This window comes from Cryobacterium sp. LW097, from assembly GCF_002205495.2.
Classification (GTDB): Bacteria; Actinomycetota; Actinomycetes; order Actinomycetales; family Microbacteriaceae; genus Cryobacterium; species Cryobacterium zongtaii.
On the sequence record NZ_CP021992.1, the window covers coordinates 1,545,312 to 1,571,680 of the forward strand.

Annotated in this window: 28 protein-coding genes; 13 read left to right on the forward strand and 15 right to left on the reverse strand. The window is 69.8% G+C overall.

Annotated features, from left to right (window positions below):
• Positions 1 to 104 precede the first annotated feature (104 nt).
• Entirely contained in the window at positions 105 to 653 is a 549-nt protein-coding gene (uraD, locus tag B7495_RS07065) for a 2-oxo-4-hydroxy-4-carboxy-5-ureidoimidazoline decarboxylase (protein WP_088455953.1), read from the forward strand.
• Entirely contained in the window at positions 653 to 997 is a 345-nt protein-coding gene (gene uraH / locus B7495_RS07070; RefSeq protein WP_088457957.1) for a hydroxyisourate hydrolase, read from the forward strand. Before uraD ends, uraH begins: the two co-directional genes overlap by 1 nt.
• Here uraH and B7495_RS07075 read toward each other — a convergent pair whose 3' ends face one another.
• Complete coding sequence (locus B7495_RS07075) at positions 998 to 1,516, reverse strand: hypothetical protein (RefSeq protein WP_121678480.1); 519 nt, start codon at positions 1,514 to 1,516, stop codon at positions 998 to 1,000. It lies immediately after the preceding gene.
• A gap of 145 nt (positions 1,517 to 1,661) precedes the next feature.
• Here B7495_RS07075 and B7495_RS07080 point away from each other — a divergent pair, with 145 nt between their 5' ends.
• The gene (locus tag B7495_RS07080) at positions 1,662 to 1,880 is read left to right on the forward strand and encodes a sigma-70 family RNA polymerase sigma factor (protein WP_088455955.1); all 219 of its coding nucleotides are present in this window, start codon (positions 1,662 to 1,664) and stop codon (positions 1,878 to 1,880) included.
• A gap of 45 nt (positions 1,881 to 1,925) precedes the next feature.
• Positions 1,926 to 2,450 carry a Clp protease N-terminal domain-containing protein gene (locus B7495_RS07085; RefSeq protein ID WP_088455956.1) on the forward strand — a complete coding sequence of 175 codons (525 nt, stop codon included), beginning with the start codon at positions 1,926 to 1,928 and terminating at the stop codon, positions 2,448 to 2,450.
• Here the strand turns inward: B7495_RS07085 and B7495_RS07090 are convergent.
• Both B7495_RS07090 and B7495_RS07095 read right to left on the reverse strand, forming a co-directional pair.
• Positions 2,447 to 3,154, reverse strand: coding sequence for an SOS response-associated peptidase (locus B7495_RS07090; protein WP_166788878.1), 708 nt, complete (start codon positions 3,152 to 3,154; stop codon positions 2,447 to 2,449). The two genes, B7495_RS07085 and B7495_RS07090, sit on opposite strands and share 4 nt — an antisense overlap.
• A 113-nt stretch (positions 3,155 to 3,267) precedes the next feature.
• On the reverse strand, positions 3,268 to 3,723 hold the full coding sequence (locus B7495_RS07095) for a VOC family protein (RefSeq protein ID WP_166788877.1): 456 nt from the start codon (positions 3,721 to 3,723) through the stop codon (positions 3,268 to 3,270).
• Positions 3,724 to 3,777: 54 nt separating this feature from the next.
• On the opposite strand from B7495_RS07095, the gene B7495_RS07100 reads away from it, so the two are divergent.
• Positions 3,778 to 4,293, forward strand: a complete 516-nt coding sequence (locus B7495_RS07100; RefSeq protein ID WP_088455958.1) for a DinB family protein — start codon at positions 3,778 to 3,780, stop codon at positions 4,291 to 4,293.
• A 104-nt stretch (positions 4,294 to 4,397) separates the two neighbouring features.
• Here B7495_RS07100 and B7495_RS07105 read toward each other — a convergent pair whose 3' ends face one another.
• The 4 genes from B7495_RS07105 to add all read right to left on the reverse strand — a co-directional run bounded on the left by B7495_RS07105 (position 4,398) and on the right by add (position 9,352).
• A complete protein-coding gene (locus B7495_RS07105; RefSeq protein ID WP_088455959.1) occupies positions 4,398 to 5,834 on the reverse strand; it encodes an amidohydrolase family protein in 1,437 nt (478 codons plus the stop codon).
• Positions 5,834 to 6,742, reverse strand: a complete 909-nt coding sequence (gene pucL / locus B7495_RS07110) for a factor-independent urate hydroxylase (protein ID WP_088455960.1) — start codon at positions 6,740 to 6,742, stop codon at positions 5,834 to 5,836. Before pucL ends, B7495_RS07105 begins: the two co-directional genes overlap by 1 nt.
• Before the next feature lie 51 nt (positions 6,743 to 6,793).
• Positions 6,794 to 8,155 carry an allantoinase AllB gene (gene allB / locus B7495_RS07115; RefSeq protein ID WP_088455961.1) on the reverse strand — a complete coding sequence of 454 codons (1,362 nt, stop codon included), beginning with the start codon at positions 8,153 to 8,155 and terminating at the stop codon, positions 6,794 to 6,796.
• Positions 8,156 to 8,320: 165 nt separating this feature from the next.
• A complete protein-coding gene (gene add, locus B7495_RS07120) occupies positions 8,321 to 9,352 on the reverse strand; it encodes an adenosine deaminase (protein ID WP_088455962.1) in 1,032 nt (343 codons plus the stop codon).
• 353 nt (positions 9,353 to 9,705) lie between these two features.
• On the opposite strand from add, the gene B7495_RS07125 reads away from it, so the two are divergent.
• The 6 genes from B7495_RS07125 (at position 9,706) to B7495_RS07150 (ending at position 15,111) form a co-directional block, all read left to right on the forward strand.
• Positions 9,706 to 10,794 carry an ABC transporter substrate-binding protein gene (locus B7495_RS07125; RefSeq protein WP_088455963.1) on the forward strand — a complete coding sequence of 363 codons (1,089 nt, stop codon included), beginning with the start codon at positions 9,706 to 9,708 and terminating at the stop codon, positions 10,792 to 10,794.
• 106 nt (positions 10,795 to 10,900) lie between these two features.
• Positions 10,901 to 11,734, forward strand: coding sequence for an ABC transporter ATP-binding protein (locus B7495_RS07130; RefSeq protein WP_240632439.1), 834 nt, complete (start codon positions 10,901 to 10,903; stop codon positions 11,732 to 11,734).
• Positions 11,734 to 12,537 carry an ABC transporter permease gene (locus B7495_RS07135; RefSeq protein WP_088455964.1) on the forward strand — a complete coding sequence of 268 codons (804 nt, stop codon included), beginning with the start codon at positions 11,734 to 11,736 and terminating at the stop codon, positions 12,535 to 12,537. Before B7495_RS07130 ends, B7495_RS07135 begins: the two co-directional genes overlap by 1 nt.
• Positions 12,534 to 13,409: an ABC transporter permease gene (locus tag B7495_RS07140; RefSeq protein ID WP_088455965.1), complete on the forward strand. Its 876-nt coding sequence runs from the start codon at positions 12,534 to 12,536 to the stop codon at positions 13,407 to 13,409. The genes B7495_RS07135 and B7495_RS07140 overlap by 4 nt, the downstream gene beginning before the upstream one ends.
• 2 nt (positions 13,410 to 13,411) lie before the next feature.
• The gene (locus B7495_RS07145; protein WP_088455966.1) at positions 13,412 to 14,527 is read left to right on the forward strand and encodes an XdhC family protein; all 1,116 of its coding nucleotides are present in this window, start codon (positions 13,412 to 13,414) and stop codon (positions 14,525 to 14,527) included.
• A gap of 122 nt (positions 14,528 to 14,649) precedes the next feature.
• Positions 14,650 to 15,111 carry a hypothetical protein gene (locus tag B7495_RS07150; protein ID WP_088455967.1) on the forward strand — a complete coding sequence of 154 codons (462 nt, stop codon included), beginning with the start codon at positions 14,650 to 14,652 and terminating at the stop codon, positions 15,109 to 15,111.
• Between the two features lie 32 nt (positions 15,112 to 15,143).
• On the opposite strand, the gene B7495_RS07155 is transcribed toward B7495_RS07150, so the two are convergent.
• The 6 genes from B7495_RS07155 to B7495_RS07180 form a co-directional block, all read right to left on the reverse strand.
• Positions 15,144 to 18,002: a molybdopterin-dependent oxidoreductase gene (locus tag B7495_RS07155; RefSeq protein WP_088455968.1), complete on the reverse strand. Its 2,859-nt coding sequence runs from the start codon at positions 18,000 to 18,002 to the stop codon at positions 15,144 to 15,146.
• A complete protein-coding gene (locus B7495_RS07160) occupies positions 17,999 to 18,850 on the reverse strand; it encodes an FAD binding domain-containing protein (RefSeq protein WP_088455969.1) in 852 nt (283 codons plus the stop codon). The genes B7495_RS07155 and B7495_RS07160 overlap by 4 nt, the downstream gene beginning before the upstream one ends.
• Before the next feature lie 262 nt (positions 18,851 to 19,112).
• The gene (locus tag B7495_RS07165; protein ID WP_174776720.1) at positions 19,113 to 19,553 is read right to left on the reverse strand and encodes a molybdenum cofactor biosynthesis protein MoaE; all 441 of its coding nucleotides are present in this window, start codon (positions 19,551 to 19,553) and stop codon (positions 19,113 to 19,115) included.
• Complete coding sequence (locus B7495_RS07170; RefSeq protein WP_088455970.1) at positions 19,543 to 20,178, reverse strand: molybdenum cofactor biosynthesis protein B; 636 nt, start codon at positions 20,176 to 20,178, stop codon at positions 19,543 to 19,545. The genes B7495_RS07165 and B7495_RS07170 overlap by 11 nt, the downstream gene beginning before the upstream one ends.
• On the reverse strand, positions 20,175 to 20,681 hold the full coding sequence (gene moaC, locus B7495_RS07175; RefSeq protein ID WP_088455971.1) for a cyclic pyranopterin monophosphate synthase MoaC: 507 nt from the start codon (positions 20,679 to 20,681) through the stop codon (positions 20,175 to 20,177). The genes B7495_RS07170 and moaC overlap by 4 nt, the downstream gene beginning before the upstream one ends.
• Positions 20,674 to 22,035, reverse strand: coding sequence for a molybdopterin molybdotransferase MoeA (locus B7495_RS07180; protein ID WP_088455972.1), 1,362 nt, complete (start codon positions 22,033 to 22,035; stop codon positions 20,674 to 20,676). Before B7495_RS07180 ends, moaC begins: the two co-directional genes overlap by 8 nt.
• A 157-nt stretch (positions 22,036 to 22,192) precedes the next feature.
• Here B7495_RS07180 and B7495_RS07185 point away from each other — a divergent pair, with 157 nt between their 5' ends.
• Positions 22,193 to 22,777 (forward strand): dihydrofolate reductase family protein, encoded by a 585-nt coding sequence (locus B7495_RS07185; protein WP_088455973.1) that lies wholly within the window; start codon positions 22,193 to 22,195, stop codon positions 22,775 to 22,777.
• 65 nt (positions 22,778 to 22,842) lie between these two features.
• Positions 22,843 to 23,082, forward strand: a complete 240-nt coding sequence (locus B7495_RS07190) for a MoaD/ThiS family protein (protein ID WP_088457961.1) — start codon at positions 22,843 to 22,845, stop codon at positions 23,080 to 23,082.
• Between the two features lie 21 nt (positions 23,083 to 23,103).
• Here the strand turns inward: B7495_RS07190 and B7495_RS07195 are convergent, their stop codons facing one another.
• Together B7495_RS07195 and B7495_RS07200 are read right to left on the reverse strand one after the other, a co-directional pair.
• Entirely contained in the window at positions 23,104 to 24,924 is a 1,821-nt protein-coding gene (locus B7495_RS07195) for an alkyl/aryl-sulfatase (RefSeq protein ID WP_088457962.1), read from the reverse strand.
• 196 nt (positions 24,925 to 25,120) lie between these two features.
• Entirely contained in the window at positions 25,121 to 26,341 is a 1,221-nt protein-coding gene (locus B7495_RS07200) for a ThiF family adenylyltransferase (RefSeq protein WP_088455974.1), read from the reverse strand.
• Between the last annotated feature and the right edge of the window lie 28 nt (positions 26,342 to 26,369).

Sequence of the window (26,369 nt, forward strand, 5' to 3'; positions counted from 1 at the left end):
GCGGCCCGGGCTGCACGTCGTCTTGTGCCCCGCTCGCCGCTCACCGCCCCGACCCTCGTCATTCCACCCCTCGTCAGCCCGATTTTCGTCACCCGGAGGACCCCATGACCACGATTCCTGTCGGCGACGAGCTGCGCACCGCCCTCCTGGCCTGCCTGGCCGTTCCGCGCTGGGCCGACGCGGTGGCCGTCCGGGCGCCGTTCTCCTCGGCCGCAGACCTCATCGAAGCGGCCAGGGCGGCCGCAACACCGCTGCCCTGGAGCGAGATCGACGAGGCCATGGCGGAGCATCCGCGGATCGGCGAGAAGCCCGCGGGCGACTCGCAGGCAGCGGGGTTCTCCCGGGCAGAACAGGCGTCGGTCGACTCCGACGACGCCGAGCTCGCGGCGGCCATCGCCGACGGCAACCGGATCTACGAGGAGCGTTTCGACAGGGTGTTCCTCATCCGCGCCGCCGGCCGCAGCCGCCGGGAAATCCTCGCCGAGCTACGGCGCCGGCTCACCCTGGACGACAACACCGAGGCGGCAATCGTGGGCTCAGAGCTGCGCGACATCGCCCTGCTCCGGTTAGGGGTTCTCGCCCGTCAGTGGCAGGATGACTCGGTGCAGAAAACCGAAGCCACCGACTCAGCAGCCCCGCGGGATGCCCGGTGATGAGCGCGCGCAGCCACATCACCACCCACGTGCTTGACGCGGTGTCCGGCAGCCCAGCGGCATCCGTGGGCGTGGTCCTGGAGCAATACCTCGACGGGGGTTGGCGCGAACTCGCCACGGCGCAGACGGATGCCGACGGCCGGGTTGCCGACCTCGGGCCAGAGGCTGTGTCCGCGGGTCGGTACCGCATCACTTTCGAGACCGGCAGCTACTTTTCGGCTCGGGGCCAGAGCACGTTTTACCCCTACGTCACCATCGTCTTCGAATTGGACGACGAGTCGGCGCATTATCACGTGCCGCTGCTGCTCAGCCCGTTCGCGTACTCGACCTATCGGGGTAGCTGACTAGAGGGGTCGCTGAGCCGTCCGGCTGCGAACCTCGAGCTTTTTCATCAATACGGAGGCCGGGAGCAGGGCGAGGCCGAGTGGAATCACGATGTTCCGCAGTGGACTGACCACGAAATAGAGCGCATCCAGGGCGATGCTGGGGCGTCCCTGTGCGGCCAGTGTGCCCATCCAGCCGTCCAGCGAGGCGACCACGAGCAGGCCGACCAGCGTGAAGACGATCCCGGCCCAGAACACCCCGGCGGCGGTGATGCGGCGGGCCGGCTGCGCGGGCACCGTCGGGACCCGCTCGATCAACCGGGCGACGAAAAACGCCGCAATCATCAATGTACCCAGGGGTGCCACCAGCAGGAACACGACGTCGAACGAGCCGAACCACCAGCTGTTCGCCACGGCCTGGAGCGAGTCGGTGGCGACGAGGCGGTAGGCGAGGTCCCTGCCGACCTGGACGAGGACGCTGGCCGTGATCAGGCCGATGCCGATCCAGAGGATGCTGCGTGCGGACAGGTTCGCGGGCATGGTGTCCAATCTGTGTATGCAGAGGCAGGTCAGCAGCGAGATCACTGGGGGCGCTGCCCAACCTAGTGGTCTAATCCGACGGCGACACCCGCTGGGTCATCAACTTTTGTTGACACTAGCGCTGAGCATCAACTAAAGTTGACGCATGTTCGAGACCAGCGGAATTCCCACCCCGGACCATCCGGACGAAGCCTTCGCGGCCGTAGTCGCCTTGCGTCGGCTGTCGGCTCGGCTGGAGCGGTCCGCGGTGGATCACGCCCTCGAACAGGGCTGGACCTGGAACCAGATCGGCCAGGCTCTCGGCATGACCGCCCAGGCGGCGCACAAGCGGCTCTCGCCGCAGCGCCGCGCACCCCTGGACTAGTACCGCAACGACGACGCGCACCACCGACAACGAAGGACTTCTGACATGGGAATTCGACAGGCGATCGCAGACATCCGCATGATGAATGAGCTGTTCACGACGGCGGAACAGGAAGCCGCCGCACTGGGCGACGAGGTGCCGGGGGCTGAGCATCTGCTGCTGGCCGTGCTGGCATTGCCGGACGACTCTGCCCGACGCGCGTTCGCCACCTTCGACGTGACGACGGCGGATGTGCGGACCGCCATCGTCCAGACGCACGCGCTGGCCCTCCAGTCCGTGGGAGTCGACGCGGAGGCAGAATCACCGGAGCCGTCGCCACACGCAGCGCCGTCGCCCGCGCGCACGGGCCCGTACCGCAGCGCCGGCAGTCTGCAGGATGTCTTCCAGCGGGCCGTGGCCCTGTCGAAGGAGGGCGCGGGCCGTGGTCACGAACTCCGGTCGGCTCACGTGGTGTGGGCGGCCGCCGAGGTCGAGCACGGCACGATGAGCCGGGCCCTGCGCCAGCTGGGGGTCGACCGGACTGAGCTGCAGCAGGCCGCCCGGCAGGCCGTCACTGGCGCCGCCGGTTAGGTTTCGAGCGCCGCCACCAGCGTCGCGTCCTGCGGGTCGATGGCCCGCACACTGTTGACCCTGCGGTCCACCAACCGGGTGCGTATGGTGGCCGCCACCGCGGTGGACGTGCGATCCAGCAGGTCGATCATGGTCGAGCGGTTCGCCGCCGACTCGGTGGGGTTCGCCCCGGTGATCGACTGCGGGTTCAACCAGGTCGCCCAGGTGTCGGGTTCGAGGAAGGCCGGCATCCGGTCATGGACCTCACCGGAGGCGTCCCTGGCCTCCCTGGTGACCACGGCGAAGACGCGCGACCAGTCACCGTCGGCATCCTTGGATGCCCAGCTGACCCCGGCCGCCGCGAGCAGACCGTCGCCGTGGATGAAGTGCGGCTGTTTCGCGCCCTTCTCTCCGGTCCACTCGTAATAGCCGAGCATGGGAACTATACAGCGGGCGTTGGAGAAGGCGCCTACCCAGAACCGCTGGTCAAGCTTCTCCAGCCGGGCGTTGATGATCGGGCCGCGGCGCGGCGCCCCCGCCGGTTGCGGCCAGTCCCAGGTGGCCAGGGTGACCTCCCGGGTGGGGGCGTCGGCGCCCTCCGGCTGCCACTCGCGCACGATGGGGGCCGAGTCGGTCGGCGCGATGCTGTAGCTGGGCCGCCAGTCCCCGGCACGGCCGCCGGCCGCGACGAAGTCCCGGATCAGATCGTCGACGTCCTCGTTCATTGCAAATCTGCCGCACATGAGGGCGAGATTACCCCGTGCGGGCGACCGAGTCACGCGGATGCTGCGAATCGGGGAGACCACGGCGGGCGCCGACGTCAGGTTCAGCTGCAGAGTCAGCCCTCGGCGCTCACCCGCGACGAGAACCGCACGAGGTAGCCGTCCGGGTCCTGCACCAGGAACTGCGCCACGCCGGCCTGGGTGTCGCCGGTGTCGTACCACCTGGTCTCGGCGGCCATGAAGAGCGGCCAGTCGGCCGCCGCGAGGCGCTCCAGCAGGGGAGCGATGTTCGGCATCATGATCTGGAAATTGATGCCGCGCCCCAGCGGACGCTCCAGGGCGGCGGGGATCCAGTTGCGTCCGATGCCGACCTGTTCGAGCATCAGGTGCGCGGTGCCGGCCCGCAGGTACGCGAATCCGTCGTCTGGCCGGTCGTAGAGCACCTCGAAGCCACACAGTTCGACCCAGAAGCTCAGGCTGACCGTAAGATCGCCAACCAGGAGTTCGGGCACGAGATCCGGGAAGAACACCGGTTCCGGTGTCGGGGGTAGTGCGGCATCGGCTGCTGTCATGCGTTCCAGTATGGCGCTGGGCCGCGCCGGAAGGTGCTGTGGGAGGCTGAGGTCATGACACGCACCGACCCGCACCCCGCCAGCGACGAACACCGTTCGCTCAACGAGTTCCTCGACTTCCAGCGAGAGACGCTGCTGATCAAAGCCGAGGGACTGGACCGCGCGGGCCTCAACCTCGCCGTGGCACCATCCACTCTCACGCTGGGCGGCTTGCTCAAACACCTCGCCTTCGTGGAGGACCGCTGGATCCAGTCCCGGTTCCTCGGCCGCTCCGACGACGAGCTCGAGCCCTGGGGTAGCGCGCCGTGGCACGACGACCGCGATTGGGAGTTCACGAGCGCCGCGGGCGATGACCCGGACGAGCTGCGCGGGCTGTACCGGTCGGCCTGCGAACGCAGCCGACGGGCCACGGCCGGCCGGGGCCTCGACGAGCTCGTCGCGTCCCCGGGCCGGGACGGTGAACTGTGGAGCCTGCGCTGGATCCTGCTTCACTTGATCGAGGAGACGGCCCGGCATTGCGGCCATGCCGACCTGATCCGCGAGGCCGTCGATGGGACCGTCGGCGAGTAACCGTTGCCGCATCGGACAAATGGTCCCGGTGCGCCGGACGCACTTGTCCGCACGGGCAACAGTTGGGCCGGGACCGGACGGCGGCGTGGGCGGGCCGGGCCGGGCTAGGCGGCCGTGACGCGGCGGCCTCGCACGAAAACGCCGGTGATGGCCGGCTGGCGAAGCGCCATCAGCAGGGCGAAGAGGGTCTGGTCGGTGGCCATCGCCTCGTCGTCGGCCCGGATGCCGTTGGCCAGCACCGCCGCGAGCGGCTCCCACTTGTCGGGCTCGATGAGCAGGAAGTCGGCATCCTTGCCCACGTCGAGGTTGCCGTAGCGCTCCTCCATGTCCAGGGCACGGGCACCGGCCAGGGTGGCGGTGAAGAGCAGCTCGGCGGGGCTGATCGACAGGCCGGCATCGCCGGGTTCGGACAGGTGCACCTTGAAACAGTCGTTCAGCACCCGGCTCATCAGCCACTCGTCGCCCGCGCCGATGTCGGAACCCAGCGCCACGTTCACGCCGAAGCCGGTGGTGCGGGTCCACGGCATGGTGCCGGAGCCGAGGAACTGCTGCGAGGTGGGGCAGTGTGCGATTGACGAACCGGTCTCGGCCAGGCGGGCCAGCTCGACGTCCTCGCAGTGCACGGCGTGTGCCAGGATGCTGCGTCGGCCGAGCAGGCTCGACCCGCCGACGGCCGAACCCGGCAGGAACCTGCCGTCGTAGGTGTCCAGGTAGTTCTCGACCTGGTAGATCGCCTTGACCACGTCGATCTCGCCGGTCTCCGGGCGGTTGTTCTCGTTGAGGTGGCTGTGGAAGTAGACGCCCCGATCGCGCACGCCGTCGTAGAGCTCGCCGAGCGCCGCGAGGGTCTGCGGCGTCACCGACAGGCTGAACCTGGGTACGACGGCCACCTGCAGCAGCGCCGTGCGGGAATCACCGGTGTCGCGGGCGTGCCAGCGGGAGATCTCGTCGCTGACCAGGTCGACCGCCTGGCGTTCCGAGGTGATCAGGGCGCTGGCCGAGTCGGGGCCGACGGTCTGGATGCCGCGCCCGCTGACCAGCCGCAGCCCCGCCCGCTCGGACTCGGCGAACAGTGCGTCCTGGGCGTGCGGAAAGGCCGACCCGAACACCAGGGCGCTCGTGGTGCCTGCCGCGGTGCGCCGGCGGGTGAAGTCGCGGGCGATCGCCGCCGCGAAGTCGTCGTCCTGCAGCCGGGTCTCGGCCGGGAAGACGCAGTTGTCGAGCCACTCGAGTAGCTGGCCGCCGCCATAGGCATCCGTGGAGTAGGTCTGCGGAAAGTGGATGTGGGTATCGACGAAGCCGGGCAGGATGAAGCCGCCGCGGGTATCGGTGACCGGCAGCGCTGCGAAGCTCGACGGCAGGTCGACGGCACGGCCGACCCAGGCGATGGTGCCGTCGACGGCGGTGACCAGTGCGCCCTGCGGCAACGACACCAGGTGCGCCGGCGCTTCGGCGAGGGTGGGGGAGCCGGCCACGTGGAAGACGTGGCCGAGGTAGACCTGCTCCAACGACGGCCCCACCGAACCTGCGGCCAGGCTCATCAGACCAACCCGGTGTAGGAATCCCAGGCGGGCCCGGCATCCGCGGCGTCATCGTGCATCACGGTGGCCTGGATCAGCCCGTACGGGCGGTCGGCGGCGTGATAGACCTCGTTGTTGTTCTCCACACCGAATGGTGACAGGTCATAGAGGAAATGGTGCTTGTTGGGCGCGGAGAGCCGGATCTCGGCGATGTTCGGGTAGGCCGCGAGCACGGCCTCGCCCATCTTGTAGAGGGTCTGCTGCAGGGCCAGGGAATGCACCACGGCGAACTGGGTCTTCAGCAGCGCGGAGATACCGGCGTAGCTGGCCTCCCAGTCCACCACGGTGTGGTCGGTGAAGCGCCAGCCGGCTGTGAGGGAGGTGGCCATCACCCTGTCGGTGGTGGGCTGCAGCAGCGTGTACGGGTCCTGCATGAAGCCGGAGAACTCCGAGCCGGTGGACTTGAGCAGGATCAGATCTTTCAGCCCGCCGACCACCCAGACCCGCTGATCGGTGCCGGTGCCCTCCACCGAGATCGACGCGGTGCGCACCTCCTGGCCGCGCCGCACCCAGGTGTGGTCGTGCTCGGTGCCGTCCACGACAACGCGTTCCCAGGCGAACTCCTCGATCTCCACCCTGGCGCCTGCCACCGACGTGATGTGATCGACGAAATGGGTGGCCAGATCGAGGCCGTAGCTCTCGATCGAGAGCAAGCCCTTCTCCTTGGCGAAGGAGTACGCGGTCTGCTTCTGGGTGTCGGTGGGCAGCACCTGCAGCTGATCACCGGCGAGGTGTGCGTCGGCGAAGTCGCCGTGCAGGGCAGTGGAGACGCTGATGTCGTGGATCTCGTGGCGGGGCGTGTCGCGGTAGATGCGCACGATGCGGTTCTCCGCCTTGCCGTAGCGGTTGGGTCCGAGAACTATCGACATGGGTGCTCCTTCTGGTTCGTACATGATGCGGTGTTCGGGAAAAAGTTCGGGTCAGCGGGCGGTCAGCATGCGGCCGGCTGGTGGCCGGGCGGATGCGTCGGATCCATCGAATGTGGTGTCGTCGAACGCGTAGATCACGTTTCCGGCCAGCCAGGTGGTGTGCACCCGGCCGATCAGGGTGGCGCCGTCGAAGGCGCTCACCCGGTTTTTGTGCCGCAGGGTATCGACGTCCACGGTGAAGACCTCCTCGGGCGCGAAAGCCACCAGATCGGCGGCCGCACCGACACGGATCCGCCCGGCCGGCAGGCCCACGAAGTCGGCCGTGGCGCGGCTCATCCAGTGCAGCACCTGCTCGAGCGTGAGCCCGCGGGCCCTGGCGGCCGTCCACACGGCGGGCAGGCTCAGCTGTAGGCCGGAAATACCGCCCCAGGCCAGGCCGAAGTCACCGCCGTGGCCGAGCTTGAGTTCCCGGGTGGCGGGGGAGTGATCGGAGGCTATGAGATCGATGACACCGTCGGCCAGGCCCTGCCAGAGCAGGTCACGGTTGTCCTCGCCGCGGATCGGCGGGCAGCACTTGAACGCCGTTGCGCCGTCGGCGATGCTCTCGGCGGCGAAGCTGAGGTAGTGCGGGCAGGTCTCCACCGTGATCGGCAGGCCCTCGGCGCGGGCCGCGGCCAGTCTGGGCAACACCAGTGCGGAGGACAGGTGCAGGATGTGGGCGCGCACGCCGGTGCGTCGCACGACGGCGATCACCCGGGCGATCGCGGCGTCCTCGGCCGCATCCGGTCGGCTGGCGACGAAGTCCCGGTAGCCGGTGCCGCCGGCGTTCTCGGCGCTTTCGAGCACGGACGGGTCTTCGGCGTGCACCACGAGCAGTCCGCCGAATCCGGCGATCTCGGTCGCAGCGGCCTCGAGTTGCTCCGAGGAGAGGTGCGGGAACTCGTCGACGCCGGAGGGGGAGAGGAAGGCCTTGAAGCCGAAGACCCCCGCGTCGTGCAGCGGCCGAAGCGAACCGAGGGTGCCCGGAATCGCCCCGCCCCAGAAGCCCACATCGACCGTGGCTTGGGGCGCGGCCGCGGCGCGCTTGAGCTCGAGAGCCGGCACCGTCGTGGTGGGCGGGATGCTGTTCAGCGGCATGTCGATGATCGTGGTCACACCGCCGGCCGCGGCCGCGCGGGTGGCACTCGCGAAGCCCTCCCAGTCGGTGCGGCCGGGTTCGTTGACGTGCACGTGGGTGTCCACGATGCCCGGCTGCAGCACCTGGCCGACCGGGAGGGTGACGTCCTGCCGGGCCGCCAAGGGCGCATCCACCGGCGCGATCGCACGGATGACGCCGCCCGCGATCGCGACGGCCGCCGGGATGAAACCCTGCTCGGCGAGCACACGAGCCGAGCGGATGACCAGGTCGTACATCGGTTCTCCTTCTCGGTTTCTGTGCCGGTCCGAAACGACTCCAGCGGCCCCGTTCGGTGGCTCACCGCTCACCCTAGTGAAGTCGTTCTGGCCTCGTTCCGGGGTTCCGAAACCTGTCGGACACACGACATTTCCGGTGATGAAACACCGACGGTGCCCAGCAGGTCAGGCAGCCGGGTACCCTGCGACGTACGCGTCGATTTCCGCCAGGTAGGCCTGCTTCTCGGCGTCGGGCAGCCAGGAGGCCTGGAAGGAGTTCTTGGCCAGCTGCACCAGCTCGTCGGTGTCGAGCCCGGCCTTCTCGGCCAGCGCCAGGTAGTTGTCGGCCACGTAGGCGCCGAAGTAGGCGGGATCGTCGGAGTTGACGGTGACCAGGACACCGAAGTGGAGCAGGTCCACCATTTCGACGGCCTTCATGTCTGCCGTGACGAAGCTGTTCGACACCGGACAGCAAGTGAGCCCCAGGCCGCGCTCCCGCACCAGGGTGACCAGTTCCGGGTTCTCGACGATATTGGTGCCGTGGTCGATGCGGTCCACCTGGATCTCCTCGAGTACCTGGCGGATGTTCTCGATGCTGCCGACCTGGTCGATGTCGCAGTGCATGGTGAGCTTGAGGCCGTTCGCCCTGGCCAGCGCGAAGACCTCGGCGAACTTCGCCGGCGGGTTGCCTCGCTCGTCGGAGTCGAGGCCGACACCGATGAACCTGTCCAGATAGGGGAGTGCGGACTGCAGGGTCTCCAGTGCGCTCTCGGCGGTGAAGTCGCGCAGGAAGCAGAGGATCAGCTCCGCGGAGACGCCGAGGCCGGCGGCATCCACGGCGGCCCTGTGGTAGCCGAGGATGACGGTTTCGATGGGGATGCCCCGCGAGGTGTGCGCCTGCGGGTCGAAGAACGCCTCCACCCGCCGCACCCCGTCGGCGGCGGCGCGGCGGAAATACGCGGTGGCGAGGTCGTAGAAGTCGGCCTCGGTGACGAGCACGTCCATCGCGGGGTAGTAGACGCCGAGGAAGCTGGCGAGCGAGTCGAACTCATAGGTGGCGCGCACCTGCTCCACCGTGCTCTGGCCGATGTCCACGCCGTTGCGTCGGGCCAGCTCGAGTTTGAGCTCGGGTTCGAGGGTGCCCTCGAGGTGCAGGTGCAGTTCGGCCTTGGGCAGGCCGGCGACGAACGCGATGCTCGGTACGATAGCGGAAGACATTGGGGTTCCTTTCTGGGTGAACTCCGTGACGCTATCACGCCAGGGTTCCGGGACCGCTCGGGGAGGAATCCAGTGTTCCAGCACGACTTTTCGGACGTAATGAGCCGGAAATGATTCGGTCTTCGCGGCGTCACACGCAGCAATTAGTGTTCGAGTGATCCGAACATCTGTTGCAGCGGATGCGCTGCGTTGAAACACCTTGATCACCCCAGCAACGCAGTCACACCAGCAGCACCCCAGCACCGCGATCACAGCCGCACCGCAGCACATTCCATTTCAGCATTCAGGCATTCCGCCCCAGCACGCCGTTGAGTTCCACGGCAATCCCCGAGCACCATCGAGAGGACCGCGTCATGACGCAAGCCCCAGTTTCCCCGTTCACCCGTCGCTCGGCCAAGCGCGTCGGCACCGGCGTCGCCGTGGCCGCCGCACTCACCCTGCTGCTGTCCTCCTGCGCCGGCGACGCCGGCTCCGCCGAGTCGGGCTCCGGCGACGCAGCCTCGTTCGGCGAGGCGAGCATCCAGCTGTCCTGGATCAAGAACGCCGAGTTCATGGGCGAGTTCGTGGCCGAGGATGCCGGTTACTTCGCCGAAGCGGGCTTCGACTCCGTCGACCTGATCCCCGGCCCGGCGTCGGCCGAGGCCGGCGTCATCTCCGGCAACGTCGATCTCGGCGTCGGCAACGCCATCTCCACGGGCACCGTCATCGCCGAGGAGGGCGCACCGCTGAAGATCATCGGGGCGACGTACCAGAAGAACCCGTTCACCATCCTCTCGCTCGCCGGCGTGGGCAACATCGCCACCCTCGACGACCTTGCGGGCAAGACCATCGGCGTCCAGGCCAGCAACCAGAGCCTGTGGGACGCCTTCCTCAAGGTCAATGAGATCGACCCGTCCACGATCACCGTCGTCCCGGTCGAGTACGACCCGACCCCGCTCTTCAACGGCGAGGTCGACGGATGGTTCGCGTACCTCACCAACGAGTCGATCGACGCCGAGCTGGCCGGTCTCGACCCGGTGAACCTGCCGCTGGCCGACAACGGCCTGCCGTTCGTCGCCGAGACGTTCACCGCCTCCGAGGATGCGATCGCCAACGACCGCGAGATGCTCAAGGCACTGCTGGTCGCCGAGATCAAGGGCTGGGCCGACGCGATCAACGATCCCGCTGCCGCCGCGAAGCTCACCGTCGACACCTACGGCAAGGACCTCGGGCTGACCATGGAGAAGGAGACCCGCCAGGCGGAGATCCAGGCCACCGACCTCGTCGTCAGCCCCGACACCGCGGCCAACGGGCTGTTCACCATCAGCGACGCGCTGCAGAAGGAGTCTGTCGCCACGCTCAAGGCCGCCGGTATCGACATCGACACCGCCACCCTGTTCGACATGAGCCTGCTGGCCGAGGTGTACGAGGAGAACCCCGACCTCATCGCCTACAGCAAGTAGCCACCCGCAGCACAACTCTCGTCGCGGCACCCGTCTCACCGAGGCGGGTGCCGTCGGCGATACTGAACTACCGGCATCCGACGACGCCCAGTAAGGAAAGTACGACGTGAGCACGATCGACACCGCTCCACCCATCGCTTCGGGAACCGGCCTGCACGGTACCGGCCTACACATTGAAGCGCTGCACAAGACCTTCTCGGTCGGTCGCAGGGAGGTTGTCGCGCTCGACAACGCGAACCTGCACACCGACAAGGGCAGCTTCCTTTCGCTGCTCGGCCCCTCCGGCTGCGGCAAATCCACGATCCTGCGGATCCTCGCCGGCCTGGAGAACCCGACCAGCGGCACCACCCGGGTGGACGGCAAGAGCCCCGCGGAACTCCGCAGCGGCCACGAACTCGGCATCGCCTTCCAAGACTCCGCCCTGCTGCCCTGGCGGAGTGTGCGCAGCAACATCAAGCTTCCGTTCGAGGTCGCCAGGATGCCCGTCGACGAGGACTACGTCACCGAACTCATCCAGCTCGTCGGCCTTGCCGGATTCGAGAAGGCCAAGCCGGCCCAGCTGTCCGGCGGGATGCGCCAGCGCGTCTCGATCGCCCGTTCCCTCGTGCTCAAGCCGTCGGTGCTGCTGCTCGACGAACCGTTCGGTGCCCTCGACGACATGACCCGGCAGCGCCTCAACATCGAGCTGCTGCGCATCTGGACCGAGAAGCCCGCGACGACCTTGATGGTCACCCACGGGATCTCCGAGGCGATCTTCCTCAGCGACCAAGTGGCCGTGATGAGTCCGCGGCCCGGCCGCGTCAAGGAAGTCATCGAGATCGACCTGCCCCGCCCGCGCCTGCCCGAGATGATGCGCAGCCCCGAATTCCACGCCCTGCACGACCGGGCGTCCGAACTGCTCTTCGGCGCCGACACCCCGGCCGCCGCCGGGGCGCACTGATGCCGGTCAGCCGCGGCCTGCCCGGTTGGGCCACCGGGCTTCTCGGCGTGATCGTCGTGGTGGCCCTGTGGTGGATCAGCGCGCTCACCATCTTCCAGAACGCCGGCTCGGTGCCCGGCGGTGCCATCCCCACCCCGGCCGAGGTATTCCGCCAGTTCGCCGGCGACGGCATCGGCTTCTACCTGCCGCACATCACCATGACCCTCAGCGAAGCGGCGATCGGGTTCCTCTGGGGCAACGGCCTGGCGCTGCTGCTGGCCGGACTGGTCCTGGTGCTGCCGCGCATCGAGAAGATCGCGCTGCAGATCGCCGTGATCACCTACTGCGTGCCGATCGTGGCGATCGGCCCGATCGCGTATACCGTGATCGGCCCGCCGCGCGGCGACCCGTCCGGCACCGCGATCTTCCTGGCCGCCATGTCGGTGTTCTTCACCACGGTGGTCGGCTCGTTGGTGGGGCTCAAGGCCGCCGACACGGCCAGTCTCGACCTCGTCACCGTGTACGGCGGCACCAAGTTCACCCAGCTGCGGAAGGTCAGGCTGATCGCCGGGCTGCCCAGCGTGCTGAACGCCCTGCAGATCGCGGCTCCGGCCGCGCTGCTCGGCGCCATCCTCGGGGAATACCTCGGCGGCGCCGAGCGGGGCCTCGGCCTGGCCATGCTCGCCGCCGGCAACGCCGCGAACGTGGAACGGGTCTGGAGCCTCGCCCTCGTCGCGGGACTGCTGGCCGGCATCGGCTACCTGCTCTTCGCGCTGATCTCCCGTTTCGCCACCCCCTGGACCACCGGACGGAGCAGCTCATGAGCGCGCAAACCCATGTTGCCGAGGCCATCGTCGTTCAGGCCGCTGTCCTCACCAAGAGCAGCGGGGCGCAGGCGCGCGGCATCGGCGCCTACATCGGCCGGGCCCTGGCGACGGGCCTGCTGACGCTCGTGATCGTCCTCGTCGCCTGGCAGGGCCTGATCCTGCTGCTGGGGATCTCGCCGTTCATCGCCAAGGGACCGCTGGATGTGTTCAACTGGCTCTTCACGGTGCCGGATGCCGCCGAGAACCGGGCGCTGATCCTCACCAACCTCGGTGTCACCCTCACCGACGCGTTCCTCGGTTTCGTCGCCGGGCTGCTGCTCGCCCTGGTGCTGGCCACCCTGTTCACCTTGTCGAAGGGCATCGAGCACGCGCTGATGCCCATCGCCCTGCTGCTGCGCAGCGTGCCGCTGGTGGCCTTCGTCCCGGTGCTGATCCTCATTACCGGCCGCGGACCGAGCATCGCCGTGGTGACCGGTGCCATCGTGGTGCTCTTCCCGGCCCTGGTGAACATCGCCTTCGGCCTGCGGTCGGCGTCCCCTCAGGTCAGCGACGTCATCGCCGTCTACGGCGGCACCCCGTTCACCGCGCTCCGCAAGGTGGCGCTGCCCAGCTCGCTGCCGTCGTTCTTCGCCGCCGTCAAGATCTCCATCCCCGGCGCCATCACCGGCGCCCTGCTGGCCGAGTGGCTCGCCACCGGCCAGGGCCTGGGCTACGGCATCGTCGTCGCGGTCTCGCAGGTGAAGAACTTCGAGGTGTGGTCGTCCGTCGTGGTCATCACCATCGTCTCGATGGTGCTCTACGGTGTGGCGCAGTTCGCCGAGAACCTGGTGCTGCGACGGATGGGCATGGACCAGAGCGCGAGCAACTGACCGTGCTCGAAATCGCCGGTGCACTCCTGGACGCCCTCGCGGACGGTCGCCGGGTGGCCGTGGCGACGGTGACCCGGGTGCTCGGCAGCGCGCCGCGCACCCTCGGCACGGCCATGGCCGTCACCGACTCCGGTGCGGTTCTCGGCAGCATCTCCGGTGGCTGCGTCGAGGGTGCGATCTACGACAGTGCCCAGGAGGTGCTCGAGACCGGCCGCGGGCACCTCACCGAATTCGGGGTGAGCGATGACGACGCGTTCGCCGTAGGGCTGTCCTGCGGCGGCACCGTCGACGTGTTCCTCGCCGAGATCGCCCCGGCCGGACGCAACGCCATGACCGCGGAGGTGCGCGCCCAGCTGGAGCGAGCCGCGGCCGGCCAGGCCGCCGGGCTCGCCCTGGTCGTCGCGGGAACGGGGGCCGGCCTGATCCTGGCACCGGACGGCGCAACCGACCGCGCAACCGACCGCGGGGAGTCCGCCGGCCTCGACGCCGACTCGGTACGCCGCATCCGGGCGCAGCTGGCCGCCGCTGTCAACGCCGGCGAGACCAGCCTGGGCTCGGTGGACTGCGACGGGGCGATCAGCCGGGTGCTCTACCTCGTGGCCCAGGCCCCGCCGCGCTGCCTGATCTTCGGCGCCGTGGACTTCGCCGGCGCTCTGTCGGCCGCCGCGACCCTGCTGGGCTATCGGGTCACCGTCTGCGATGCCCGCGCCGTGTTCGCCACCCCCGAACGTTTCCCGACCGCTGCGGAGGTGGTGGTCGAGTGGCCGAGCGACTACCTCGCCCGCACCCACACCGACGCCCGCACCGTGGTGTGCGTGCTCACCCACGACGAGAAGTTCGACCTGCCGCTGCTCAGCACGGCCCTGAGCCTGGACGTCGGCTACGTGGGCGCCATGGGGTCCCGGCGCACTCACGAAAGACGGATGCTGCGCCTACAAGAGGCGGGCGTGTCCGCCGCCGCCCTCGACAGGCTGCACTCGCCGATCGGCCTGGACCTCGGCGCGAGCAGCCCGGCGGAGACGGCGGTGTCGATCCTCGCCGAGGTTCTCGCCACCCGCTCCGGGGCATCCGGCGCCCCCCTGCGGGACCGGCAGGGCCCGATTCACCCCTCGGTCTGACGCGACCGATTCCCCTCCGGGCTGACCGGGATTTTCCTTCAGCCCTCACCCCATTCGGGGGACGAATCGGGCGCGCCCGCGCATTAGCGTGCTCACCGAATCCCTTGAATGGAGGAGTCACCATGACCAGCACACGGCAGGCACCGGGCAGCACGACCGGGGCGGAAACCAACAACTACACAACCGACAGCGGTACGTCGGGCTGGACCGGCTGGATAGTCTTCGCAGGCGTCATGATGTTGATGATGGGCGCGTTCCACGTCATCCAGGGCCTGGTCGCACTGTTCCAGGACACCTATTACCTCGTCGGCCAGGAAGGACTGGTGGTGCAGGTCGACTACACGACCTGGGGCTGGGTGCACACGATCCTGGGTGCTGTGGTGATCCTGGCCGGCGTCGCCCTGCTCGCGGGGCAGATGTGGGCACGAGTCGTCGCCGTCATCCTGGCGTTCGGAAGCGCCCTGGTGAACATCGCCTTCCTCGGCGCCTACCCGCTCTGGTCGCTCACCATGATCGCCATCGACGTTTTGGTGATCTACGCGGTGACCATGCACGGCAAGGAAATGAAGCCGATCAGCTCCTAGCCCTGGCGCTGTGAGCCACGTGCGACCGCCTGTCAGGCGCCCCTGTTCATCAGGCGCCACAGGCGGTCGCGCGACATCGGCAGTTCGTACGAGCGGATGCCGAGAGCATCGCGCACCGCGTTGGCCAGCGCCGGCGCCACCGGGTTGTACGGCGACTCGCTCATCGACTTGGCGCCGTACGGCCCCAGGTCGTCGGCGGTGTCCGCGAAGTACACCTCGGTCACCGGCAGGTCCGCCAGCTGCGGTATGTGATAGTTGCGCAGCACCCTGGTTTCAACGGTGCCGGCGCCGTCGAGGATGAGTTCCTCGTACAGCGCGGTACCGATGGCCTGCGCCACCCCGCCCTCGATCTGGCCGCGGCACTGTTCGGGATTCATCACGAAGCCGGCATCCGCGGTCTGGATGGACTGCAACATGCGCACCTCGCCGGTGGCGGTGTTCACGGCCACCCGGAACGCGTGCACGTTGAATGCCAGCGAACGGCGGGCGCCGTCCTCCCGGCCTGTTCCGGTGAGGCCGTCCGGGCCGGAAAGCGCGGCCAGCGGCACGAACACGTCGCCGGCCCGCAGTCCGTCGGCCGCCAGGACGAAGTCCCCGGCCGCAATGCCGGTGAGTCGGGCCGCTTTCTCGCGCAGCAGACCGGCCAGCTCGAGCGCCGCGCCGTGCACGGCCTTGCCGGCCACCACTACCCCGGCCGACCCGAAGGCGCCGGTGTCGTAGCCGGCGGCGTCGGTGTCGGACTGGCGGATCTCGATGCGATCCGGGCCGGTGTTCAGCACCGTCGCCGCGATCTGGGTGTGCACCGTCGTGGTGCCGTTGCCGAACTCGGCGGTGCCCACCCGCACCAGGTAGCGTCCATTCTGGTCCAGGGTGATGGTCGCCTGCGAGAAGTGGCCGCGCGGCGGGGTCGTCGCGATCATCGCCGACGCCATGCCCTCGCCCACCCGCCAGGTGGCGCCGGTCGGGGCGGTCACCCCATTGCCGCGAGTCAGGGCCGCCTGGGCCAGGTCGAGGCACTGGTCCAGGCCATAGCTGGCGAAGCCGATGTCGTCGCCCTCCTGATGGGTCACCACAAGAGGGTCGCCGGGGCGCACCGAGTTGATCCGGCGGATGTCGAACGGGTTCAGGCCCAGCTCGACGGCGAGTTCGTCGAGGGCGCACTCGATCCCGTAGATGACCTGGCCCAGCCCGTAACCGCGGAACGCGCCCGACGGCGGATTGTTCGTGTACACGGCCTGAGCATCCACCCGTTTGTTGGGCACGTTGTACAGCGCCACGGACTCGCTGGTGCCGTGGAACATGACGCCGGGGGCGTGGTTGCCGTATGAGCCGGTGTCGGAGAGCACGTCGACCGTCAGGGCGGTGAGCCGGCCGTCGCCCGTGGCAGCCAGGGTGACGCTTACCCGCATCGGGTGCCGAGTGGGCGAGGCGGCGAGTTCGTCGGTGCGGGTGAACTCGTACTGCACGGGCCGCCCGGTCTTCAGCACCGCGAGGGTCACGATGTCCTCGGTGAGGATCTCCTGCTTGCCGCCGAAGCCGCCGCCGACGCGGGCGGTGAACACCCGCACGGCCTCGAGATCGAGGTCGAAGATGCGGCTGATCTCCTTCTGCACCAGGAACGGTACCTGGGAGCTGGTACGCAGCACGAGCCGTTCGTCCTCCAGCCAGCCGATGGTGGCGTGGGTCTCCAGCTGGGTGTGGGCGACCCGCTGGGTCTGCCAGGTTCCGGTCACCACGGTGTGCGCAGTGGCCAGTGCCGCCGTCACATCGCCGTACTCGCCGTGCAGCTCGGCGACGAGGTTCCGGGACGGGTCGGCCAGGCGGCTGATCGTCGCATCCTTCTCGCCGTGCACCAACGGGGCGCCGGGGCGCAGCGCTTCGGCGGGGTCGAAGACCGCGGGCAGTAACTCGTAGTCTACCTCGAGCAACCGGCAGGCGTGCTCCGCGATGGCCACGGAATCGGCGACCACCGCGGCCACCCGCTGGCCGCGGTGCCGCATCACGGAGTCCAGAACCAGGCTGTCATCGGGGTCGTCGAGCCGGCTCTCGTGCCGGGCCGAGGAGTACAGGGCGGCGGGGGAGTCGGCGGCGCTGAGCACGGCGTGCACCCCGGGCAGGGCGCGGGCGGCGGTGTCGTCGAGGGAGATCACCCTGGCGTGGGCGTGCGGGCTCCGCAGCACGGCGAGGTGCAGCAGGCCCGGCACGGCCACGTCGAGGGTGTACGGCTCCTGTCCGCTGACCACCCTGGCGGCGGCGGGGGCGCGGAGCGAGCCGCCCACGCGGCCGTCGGTGGCGGAGGTGCGCGCGGTGGTTCGGGGCTTGGTGGGGCGCACCGGGCCGAGGCCGGAGATCGGGGCGGCGACCGGTGCGGAGCCGGCTGCGGAGTCGGGGGTTGCCGCATCCGCTGCACCGGCGGCGGTCTGTTGGTGGTCGTGGTCGTGCCCGCAGCCGCCGTCGGCCGGGGTGTGCCGGTCGCGGATGGCGTCGTCGATGGCCCGGTAGCCCGTGCACCGGCACAGGTTGCCCTTGAGCAGGCGGGGCAGGTCGTCGAGCTGGTGCTCCTGGATGGTCGACGCCGTCACGATCATGCCCGGCGTGCAGAAGCCGCACTGGAAACCGGCCGCGTCGATGAAGCGCTGCTGGATCGGGGCCAGGGTCTCCGGCCCGCCGATGCCGGTGGCGGTGGTGACCTCGCGACCCTCGGCGCGGTAGGCCGGGTAGATGCAGGAGTGCACCGGGGTGCCGTCCACGAGCACCGAGCAGGCGCCGCAGTCGCCGGTGTCGCAGCCCTTCTTGACCTCGAAGTGTTCCTGCTGGCGCAGGTAGGTGCGCAGGGCCTGGCCGGCCGCGGCCGGCGCGTCGATCGGGTTGCCGTTCACGGTCAGCTTCATGCGCGGCTCCCGTCGCCGGTGCCGGGTCTGGGCGGGTCTGCCGGCGCGGCCAGTTCTTGGCGGATTTCCTCGCCGAGCAGTCCGCTCATGGCGCGGCGCCAGTCCGCGGCGCCGTGCGCATCCGTGAACCAGGCGTCCAGACCTGCGATGTCGGCGGCCAAGGCGGCCGAATCGGGCAGAGAGGGGTAGCGCAGTTGCACCGGGCGCACGGTGCCGCCGGTCACGGTGAGCACAAAACGGCCGTCGGTGTCGAGGCGGCCGATGAGCACGGCGCCGGAGCGGCCGAGGGGGGACAGGGCGATCTTGCGGTACGCGGTGCGGGCAGTGAGCGTGGCGGCGGGCACGTGGATGGAGCGCAGCACGTCGCCGGGTTCGAGCACGTTGGTGGTGTTGCCGGTGACGAAGTCGAGGGCCGGCATCCGGCTGTCGGTGCCGTCGGCGTGCCAGATCAGGACCTCGGCGTCGAGGGCGGCGGTGAGGCAGATCATCGGGCCCGCGGGCAGCGAGGTGCACAGGTTGCCGCCGACGGTGGCGACGTTCCAGACCTTGAAGGAGCCGAACAGGGCCGTGCAGGCCAGGTGGAAGATGGGGTGGGCGACCCAGCCGGGCTCGGCGGGCATCCGCGACAGTTCGGCGAGGGTGCAGGTGGCGGCGATCTCGAGTCCGTCTGCGCCGGTGGTCAGCGCCGGCCAGCCCATGGTCTGCAGGTCGACGAGGCCGGTGAGGTGGATGCGCGGGTCGGCGAAGAGTTCGGAGCCGCCGGCCAGCGGCACCACGGTCTCGCCGAGGGCGGCCAGGTCGGCGCGGGTGCGGGCCTGCGTGATGGTCGCAACGGTGGTCAGGTCCATCCGTGCCTCCCAAGGTCGTGGATGCGCAGCATCCGGGTGTCGCCGGGCCTGTGGGCCCGCCGAGGGGCGCCCTCGCGGGCGCCGACATCCCTAGTCAAGCGCAGCATTGTGTCGGTCGTGTAAACCGGCCCGGCCGCCCTCAGCCGATGCCCAGTTTTGTGGCGTGATCTGGGTGCACCTGTTGCCCGTGCGGACTTCTGCGCCCGTGTACCGGGATTATTTGTCCGTTGGGGGAACCGTTGGCGGGGCGTCGGGGGACGGGTCAGCCGAGCGCGGCGACCCACTCGGTGCTGCCGTCGGTGAAGCCCTGTTCCTTCCAGATGGGCACGCGGGCCTTGATCTCGTCTACCAGGGCGGCGCAGGCCGCGAAGGCCTCGGCCCGGTGCGCGGACGCCACGGCGCAGGCCAGCGCCACGTCGCCGATGCCCAGATCGCCCACCCGGTGCGCGGCGGCGATCCGGCAGCCCGGGTGGGCCAGGGCCACCTCGTGCGCGACCTCCTCGAGCACGGTCTGGGCGCTCGGATGGGCGCTGTAGCGCAGCCAGGTCACGCCGCGGTCCTCGTCGTGGTTGCGCACAACACCCGCGAACGACACGACGGCGCCTGCTGTGGCGTCGGCCACGGCATCCGTACACTCGTCGACGGTGATGGGGGTGTCGTCGACGCGGGCGAACAGCACGTGCGGGGTGGGCTCAGTGGCCATGTCGGGGGTCCTTAGGGGGTGTGCCAGTACGGGGTACGGCCTTGGGCGATGGGGCCTTCGTTGATGAGGCCTTGGCTGGAGCGGCCTGGTGGTCGGCGGCGGCCGGCGTGCCGGCATGGTCGACTCCGCGCACCTGGTCGATGAGGTGGTCGAGCAGCTCGGCGAGCACGGCCAGCCCGTCGCGCACGCCCCCGGTGGAACCGGGCAGGTTGATCACGACGGTGCGGCCCCTGGCGATGCCCGCGTAACCGCGAGAGAGCACGGCGAGCGGTGTGGCGGCCGTGCCCCGCCGCCGCAGCTCCTCCATGATTCCGGGCAGCTGGCGATCCAGCAGCGGCAGGGTCTGCTCCGGGGTCTGGTCGGTGGGGCTCACGCCGGTGCCGCCTGTCGTGATGACCAGGTCGAGGCCGGCTTCGATGGCCGCGGCCAGAGCGTCGCCGACGGGTTCGCCGTCGGCGACGACGGCCCGGTCCAAGACCAGCCAGCCGCGCTCGCGCAGCCAGGCGTCGATGACGGGTCCGGTGCGGTCGGTGTACACGCCGGCGGCCGCGCGGGTCGACGCCACGATCACCTGCCCGGTGCGCCCGTCGCCGGGCCGTCCGCTCGGCCCGACGGTCGCGCTCACTCGGTGCTCCAGTCGCCGCTCTTGCCGCCGGACTTCGCCAGCACCCTGATGTCGGTGATCACCGCGTGTTTGTCCACGGCCTTGATCATGTCGTACAGGGTGAGCGCCGCCACGGACACCGAGGTCAGCGCCTCCATCTCGACACCGGTCACCCCGGTGGTCTTCACCGTCGCGCTGATGAGCACCCGATCGTCACCGGGAGCGAAGTCGATGGTGGCACCGCTGAGCGGGAGGGGGTGACAGAGCGGGATCAACGCCGAGGTCTGCTTGGCGCCCATGATGCCGGCCACCCTGGCCACGGCGAGGGCCTCGCCCTTGGGTAGTTCGCCGGCGATCAGCAGGGCGATCACGTCGGGCCGGGTGATCAGCGTGGCCGTGGCGGTGGCTCGTCGTTTGGTGACGGGCTTGTCGGTCACGTCCACCATGAGGGCGGCGCCGTCGGCGCGCACGTGGCTGAGCCGGCCGGGCGGGGCCGGGGTGTTGTCGGACGGTGTTTCAGTCATCGATACTCCAATAGTCCACGGGTTCGCCCGCGGCGACACTGCCGACCCCGACGGGCAGGTGCACGAGCACCGTCGCGGTGGCATAGGCGTGCAGGAGGTGCGAACTGGCACCGCCCACCAGTTCGAGGGCGCCGTCGGGGCGCAGGATGCCGCGCCGCAGCTGGTGCTTGCCGGCCGGCGACTCCACCGGCGCGGCGAGGGGGGCGCTCCGCAACTCCCGGTCGGGTCTCGCCAGTCCGGCCAGGCGCCGCAGCACCGGCCGCAGGAACACCTCGAACGAGATGAGGGCGCTCACCGGGTTGCCGGGGAAGGTCATCACGGGCACGGTGTTGATCGGCACGGTGGTGCTCGGCACGGTGGTGCTCGGCACAGCGTTGATCGGCACTGTGTTGATCGGCACAGTGTTGATCGGCACCGCGATCGCGCCGAGCCCCTGCGGGCCGCCGGGCTGCATCGCGACGTGCTGGAAGGTCACACCGAGGGGGCCCAGCGCGTCGCGCACCACCTCCCGGGCCCCGGCGCTGACGCCGCCGACGGTGACCACGAGGTCCACCTCCGGGGCCTCGGCGAGGAGGGCGAGGAGGTCGGCGGCATCGTCGGAACGGCACGGCCGGGCGGTCACCGTGCAGCCGGCATCCCGCAGGGCCTGGCCGAGGATGACGCTGTTGGAGTCGTAGATCTGGCCGGCGGCCAGGTTCTCGCCGGGCTCGCGGATCTCGTGGCCGGTCGCGATGAGCAAGACCCTGACACGCCGCAGCACGGAAACCGAGGTCAGCCCGGTCCCGGCGAGGACCCCGTACTGGGCCGGGCCGAGCCGGGTTCCCGCGTCGAGGAGCCTGTCACCGGGGTGCACGTCGCTGCCGGTCGGGCGCACGAACCCGCCGACCGGAACGGCGGCGCGGAACGAGACGCTCTGAACCTCGGGAGACATGCCGTCGGGGTCCTGCGGCTGGAAGCGGGGCGGATCGGCCTGCTCGATCGGCACCACGGCATCCGCGCCCGCCGGGATCGGCGCGCCCGTCATGATCGGGGCGGCGGTGCCCGGCGCCAGCTGCCCGGCGGGGTCACCCGCGGCGATCCGGTCGGCCACGGTCAGGGTGGTCGGTGTGAGCTCCGAGGCCGCCGCGAGGTCCCCGGCGCGCACGGCATAGCCGTCCATCTGTGAGTTGTCGAAGGGGGGCAGCGCCACGGGGGAGTCGACGGCGATCGCGAGGGACCTGTCCCGGTAGCTGTCGGGGTCACCGGTCAGTCGAGCACTCGAGAGGGGGAGCACCTCAGCGGCGCGGTTGTGGAAGAGCGGTGCGAGAAGCGCCGCCACGGCCTCCCGGTGCTGGTCGATCGTGCGCGCGCTCATGCCACCATCTTGCCGCAGTTCGCCGCCGCGAAGCCGTGTGTGCACCGGCTCCGGCGGCGGCCGGCGCAGCCCGGTTGCTTGAAGGCCGCTCGGCCCGGGCGTATCGTGCCTCGAATACACGGGCCGTAGGACGGGCTCTCATACGGAAGGGCAACTCATGGGACACCTCGTGGTGCAGCAGTTCGTGACCCTCGACGGCTTCGCGGCCAACCTCGACAACGAGTTCACGGCCTACGAACTTCTCGACGGCCGCACCGACGAATTCGACCGGAGCCAGCTGGCGTGGCTCGACGGCGTCGAGACAATGGTGCTCGGCGCCAACACGTACCGCATGTTCGTGGGCTACTGGCCCACACCGGAAGCGGCGGACGAGGTCCTCACCGGCCCACTCAACGCTTTGCGTCGCCACGTGTTCTCCCGCACGCTCAGCCACGCCCCGTGGGGCGACCTGCCCGCGGCGACCCTGGAGTCCGGCGACGCCGTCGAGGCCATCCGCCGGATCAAGGCCGAGACCAGCGGCATCGTCGTGCTGTGGGGCAGCCTGAGCCTCAGCCGGGCCTTCTTCGCCGCCGGCGAGGTGGATGAGGTGCGCCTCGTGGTGATGCCCGTCGTGATCGGCGCCGGCCGCGGGGTGTTCCCGGCCGACTCCGACCCGGCCGTTCTCGACCTGCGCGGTGCGCAGAGCTTCGATGACGGCCTGGTCGAGCTTCACTACGCCCTGCGCGCCGCTCCGGAGTGGTGACCCGTCGTAGGCTGGACGAACGGGCCGGTAGGTACGGCCCGCCCACCGACGAAGGGTTCATCACCATGCAGGTGCAGGTGCGCTATTACGCCGCGGCCAAGGCGGCGACGGGGGTAGCTGAGGAAACCCGCGACCTGCCGGCCGGGGCCACCATCGGCGCCTTCCTGACGGATCTCGGCAGTAGCTCGCCCGCCGTCTTCGCCCGCTGCTCCTTCATCGTGAACGGAACGGCCACCACCGACCGCGCCCGCGTGCTGAACGAGGGCGACAGGCTCGACGTCCTGCCGCCGTTCGCCGGCGGCTGACCTGTCCGGAGGGTCAGGGCGCTACGGCGTCACAACGGCGAAGGTCGGATCCGGGCTGTCCAGCAGCGCGAACAACCTCGGCAGCACGCCGGCGTCCCCGGTCATGTCCACCCCGCTGAAGGAGCCGCCGGCCACGGCCTGGGCCAGCCGGGCGTGGGTGATGCGCACGTTGAGGTCCGCCGGGCGGGGTCTGTCGATCGGATAGTGGATCAGCGCTCCGTGGCTGAGCTCCAGCCTGTAGAGCTCCCGCGTGTCCGTGATCACCCAGTTGATGGCGAAGCCCTCGTTCCACGACCGGGGCCCCACCAGCCGGATCGCCAGGGTGTCGAAGAGCTGGGTGACGGTGAGCACGTCGAGCAGACCGCCGGCCTCGAGGTCGTTGCGGCCCACGCCGTACCGCAGCTCGGTCGCCCCGGTGAGGAAGACGTTCCGCCAGGTGGCGTTCTCCGCGCCGAAGCCCAGCCGCTCCAGGCCCGTGGCCAGCAGTTCGCGGGCCGCGCCGTCACCGGGGTCGGCGAAGACGGCGTGACTGGCCAGCTCCACGGCGAACCGCAGATCACCGGCATCCAGGTAGCGCCTGGCGTGCTCGAGGGTGGCTGCGACGCCGCCCATCACATCGACGTACCGGGTGGCCGCGGCCGTCGGCGGATGCTGCCACAGGTGCGCCGGGTTGCCGTCGTACCAGCCGAGGTAGCGCTGGTAGATCGCCTTGACGTTGTGGCTCACCGACCCGTAGTAGCCGTGGGTGTGCCATTTCCCGGCCAGCGACGGCGGCATTTCGAAGTCCTCGGCGATCTCGCTACCGGTCTGGCCCTGGTTCATCAGTCGTACGGTCTGGTCGTGCAGGTAGGCGTAGAGGTCGCGCTGCTCGGTGAGGAAGGCGACGATGGCGTCGGTTCCCCAGGTCGGCCAGTGGTGCGACGCGAATTCCACGTCGGACCGGTGGCCGAACAGTTCGGTGGCCTCACTCAGGTAACGGGACCACATGCGGGGGTCGCGCACCTGCGCCCCGCGCAGGGTGAGCAGGTTGTGCATGGTGTGGGTGGCGTTCTCGGCCATGCACAGGGCGCGCTGCGCCGGGAAGTACAGGTTCATCTCCGACGGGCACTCGGTGCCGGGGGTGAGCTGGAAGACGATCCGCACGCCGTCGAGCTCCTCTTCCTGGCCCGTCGCCGTGATGTCGAGGGTGGGCACGACCAGGCCGATGCTGCCTGTCGACGCGCCGGCGCCCAGGCCGATACCGATTCGGCCGGCGGCGTTCCGGGCCAGTGGGTGCCCGTCGTAGTAGTAGCCGCGGCGGAACATCGCGGTTCCGGCGTAGACGTTCTCGGACACTGCGTTGTCGAGAAAGTGTTCGGGGGCGACGATGGGGATGCCGGTGTCGGGTTCGATCACACCGAGCACGCCGCCGAAGTGGTCGGCGTGAGCGTGGGTGTACACGACCGCCGACACCGGGCGGTCGCCGCGATGGCTGCGGTACAGCGCCAGTGCGGCCGCCGCGGTCTCCGCCGAGATGAGCGGGTCGATCACGATGACCCCATGGTCGCCCTCGACGAGAGTCATGTTGGACAGGTCGAAGCCGCGTACCTGATAGATGCCCTCGGTCACCAGGTAGAGGCCGTGCCTGGCGTTCAGGGCGCTCTGCCGCCAGAGACCGTCGTGCACATTCTCCGACCCCGCACCGGCCAGGAAGGCGAGGGACTCCATCTCCCAGACCACCCGGCCGTCGGCGGCGTGGATGATCAGGGGGTCGAGGGTGCCGAGGAAACCACGGTCGACGCCCTCGTCGCTGCCGCGCGACCCCGTCGCCGTGTTCCCGGTTGGATGTTTGTCATCGCCCATGATGACCACCTCTCTTGCCGTGCTCTCTCGGGACGTTCTACCGTGCCCGTTGCGCACACCATAACCGGGCGCCCACCCGGCAACCACCCCGCGATTTCCACGGGCCAGGCGCCAGTGCGGGCATCACCCTCGGTGCTGCCCACCTCGACCGGGACGCCAGCCGGCTCTCCTACTGCTGTCTCAACGTGCGGCGAGATCAGTACCGCGCTTTGTCCGGTTCGATCTGCCGCACCCAGTCGTCGACGCCGCCCGCGAGGTGGGTGACCGCCGACCAGCCGTTGTCGCGGAGCACCTCTCGGGCGTACTCGGACCGGGCGCCGTGGTGGCAGTAGAGGACGACGCGGTCGTCGGGTTCCATCACCGTGCGGGCCTCGTCGGTGAGCAGCTGCGCCATCGGCACCAGCGCCGATCCGTCGATGGCGACGATGTCGCGCTCCCACGGCTCCCGGATGTCCACGAGCACGAAGTCGGCGAGCCCCGCCTGCCGGTCGGCGAGCAGGCCGGCGAGCTCGGCCGAGGTGACCTCGTCGGGTACCGGTGCGCCGGGGCGCGCCTGCACCGGGATCGGGTGGGTGTGAACCTGGCTGTGGCTGGTGTCGCGGGGCGGGTCGGCGGCCGCTGCCGGCTCGAGGGGGCCGGTCACACCTGTCGCGGCGACCGCACCGTATGGCACCTCCCGCCAGGAGGCGTCGAGGCCGTCGTGCACGAGCAGCCGGCCGAACAAGGGTTCGCCGAAGCCCACGATGAGTTTGAGCGTTTCGGTGGCCATCATGGCGCCGACGCTGGCGCACACCGAGCCGAGCACTCCGGCCATGGCGCAGGTTTCGGCCTCGTCGGCGCCCGGGGTGCTCGGGAACAGGTCTTCCAGGCGGGTGCCGTCGGCCGGCCCGTCGACCCAGAACGTCGTGACCAGGCCGTCGAAGCGCAGCACGGAGCCCCAGATGTACGGCTTGTGCAGCAGCGCCGCGGCGTCGTGGGCGAGGTGGCGGGTGGCGAAGTTGTCGGTGCCGTCGATGACGATGTCGTAGTCGGCGATCAGGGCGAGCACGTTGGCAGCCGTCAGGCGGGTCTGATGCGCCACGACCTCGATCAGCGGGTTGTGCGCGCGCAGGGCGGCCGCGGCGGCCTCGGCCTTGGGGCGGGCCAGGTCGGCCATCGTGTAGATGGTCTGGCGGTGCAGGTTGGAGACCTCCACGCTGTCGGAATCCACGATGCCGAGAGTGCCGACGCCCGCGGCGGCCAGGGCGGTGAGCACCGGGGAGCCCAGCCCGCCGGCACCGATCATCAGCACCCTGGCGGCCGCGAGGCGGCGCTGACCGAGATCGCCGACCTGCTCGAGCGAGAGCTGTCGGGCGTAGCGTTGGCGTTGGGCCGGGGTGAGCGGCGGTCCCGGCGAAACCAGGGGAGCGTGCGGCATGGTGGCCCTTTCTGCTGGCTTCCAGCCT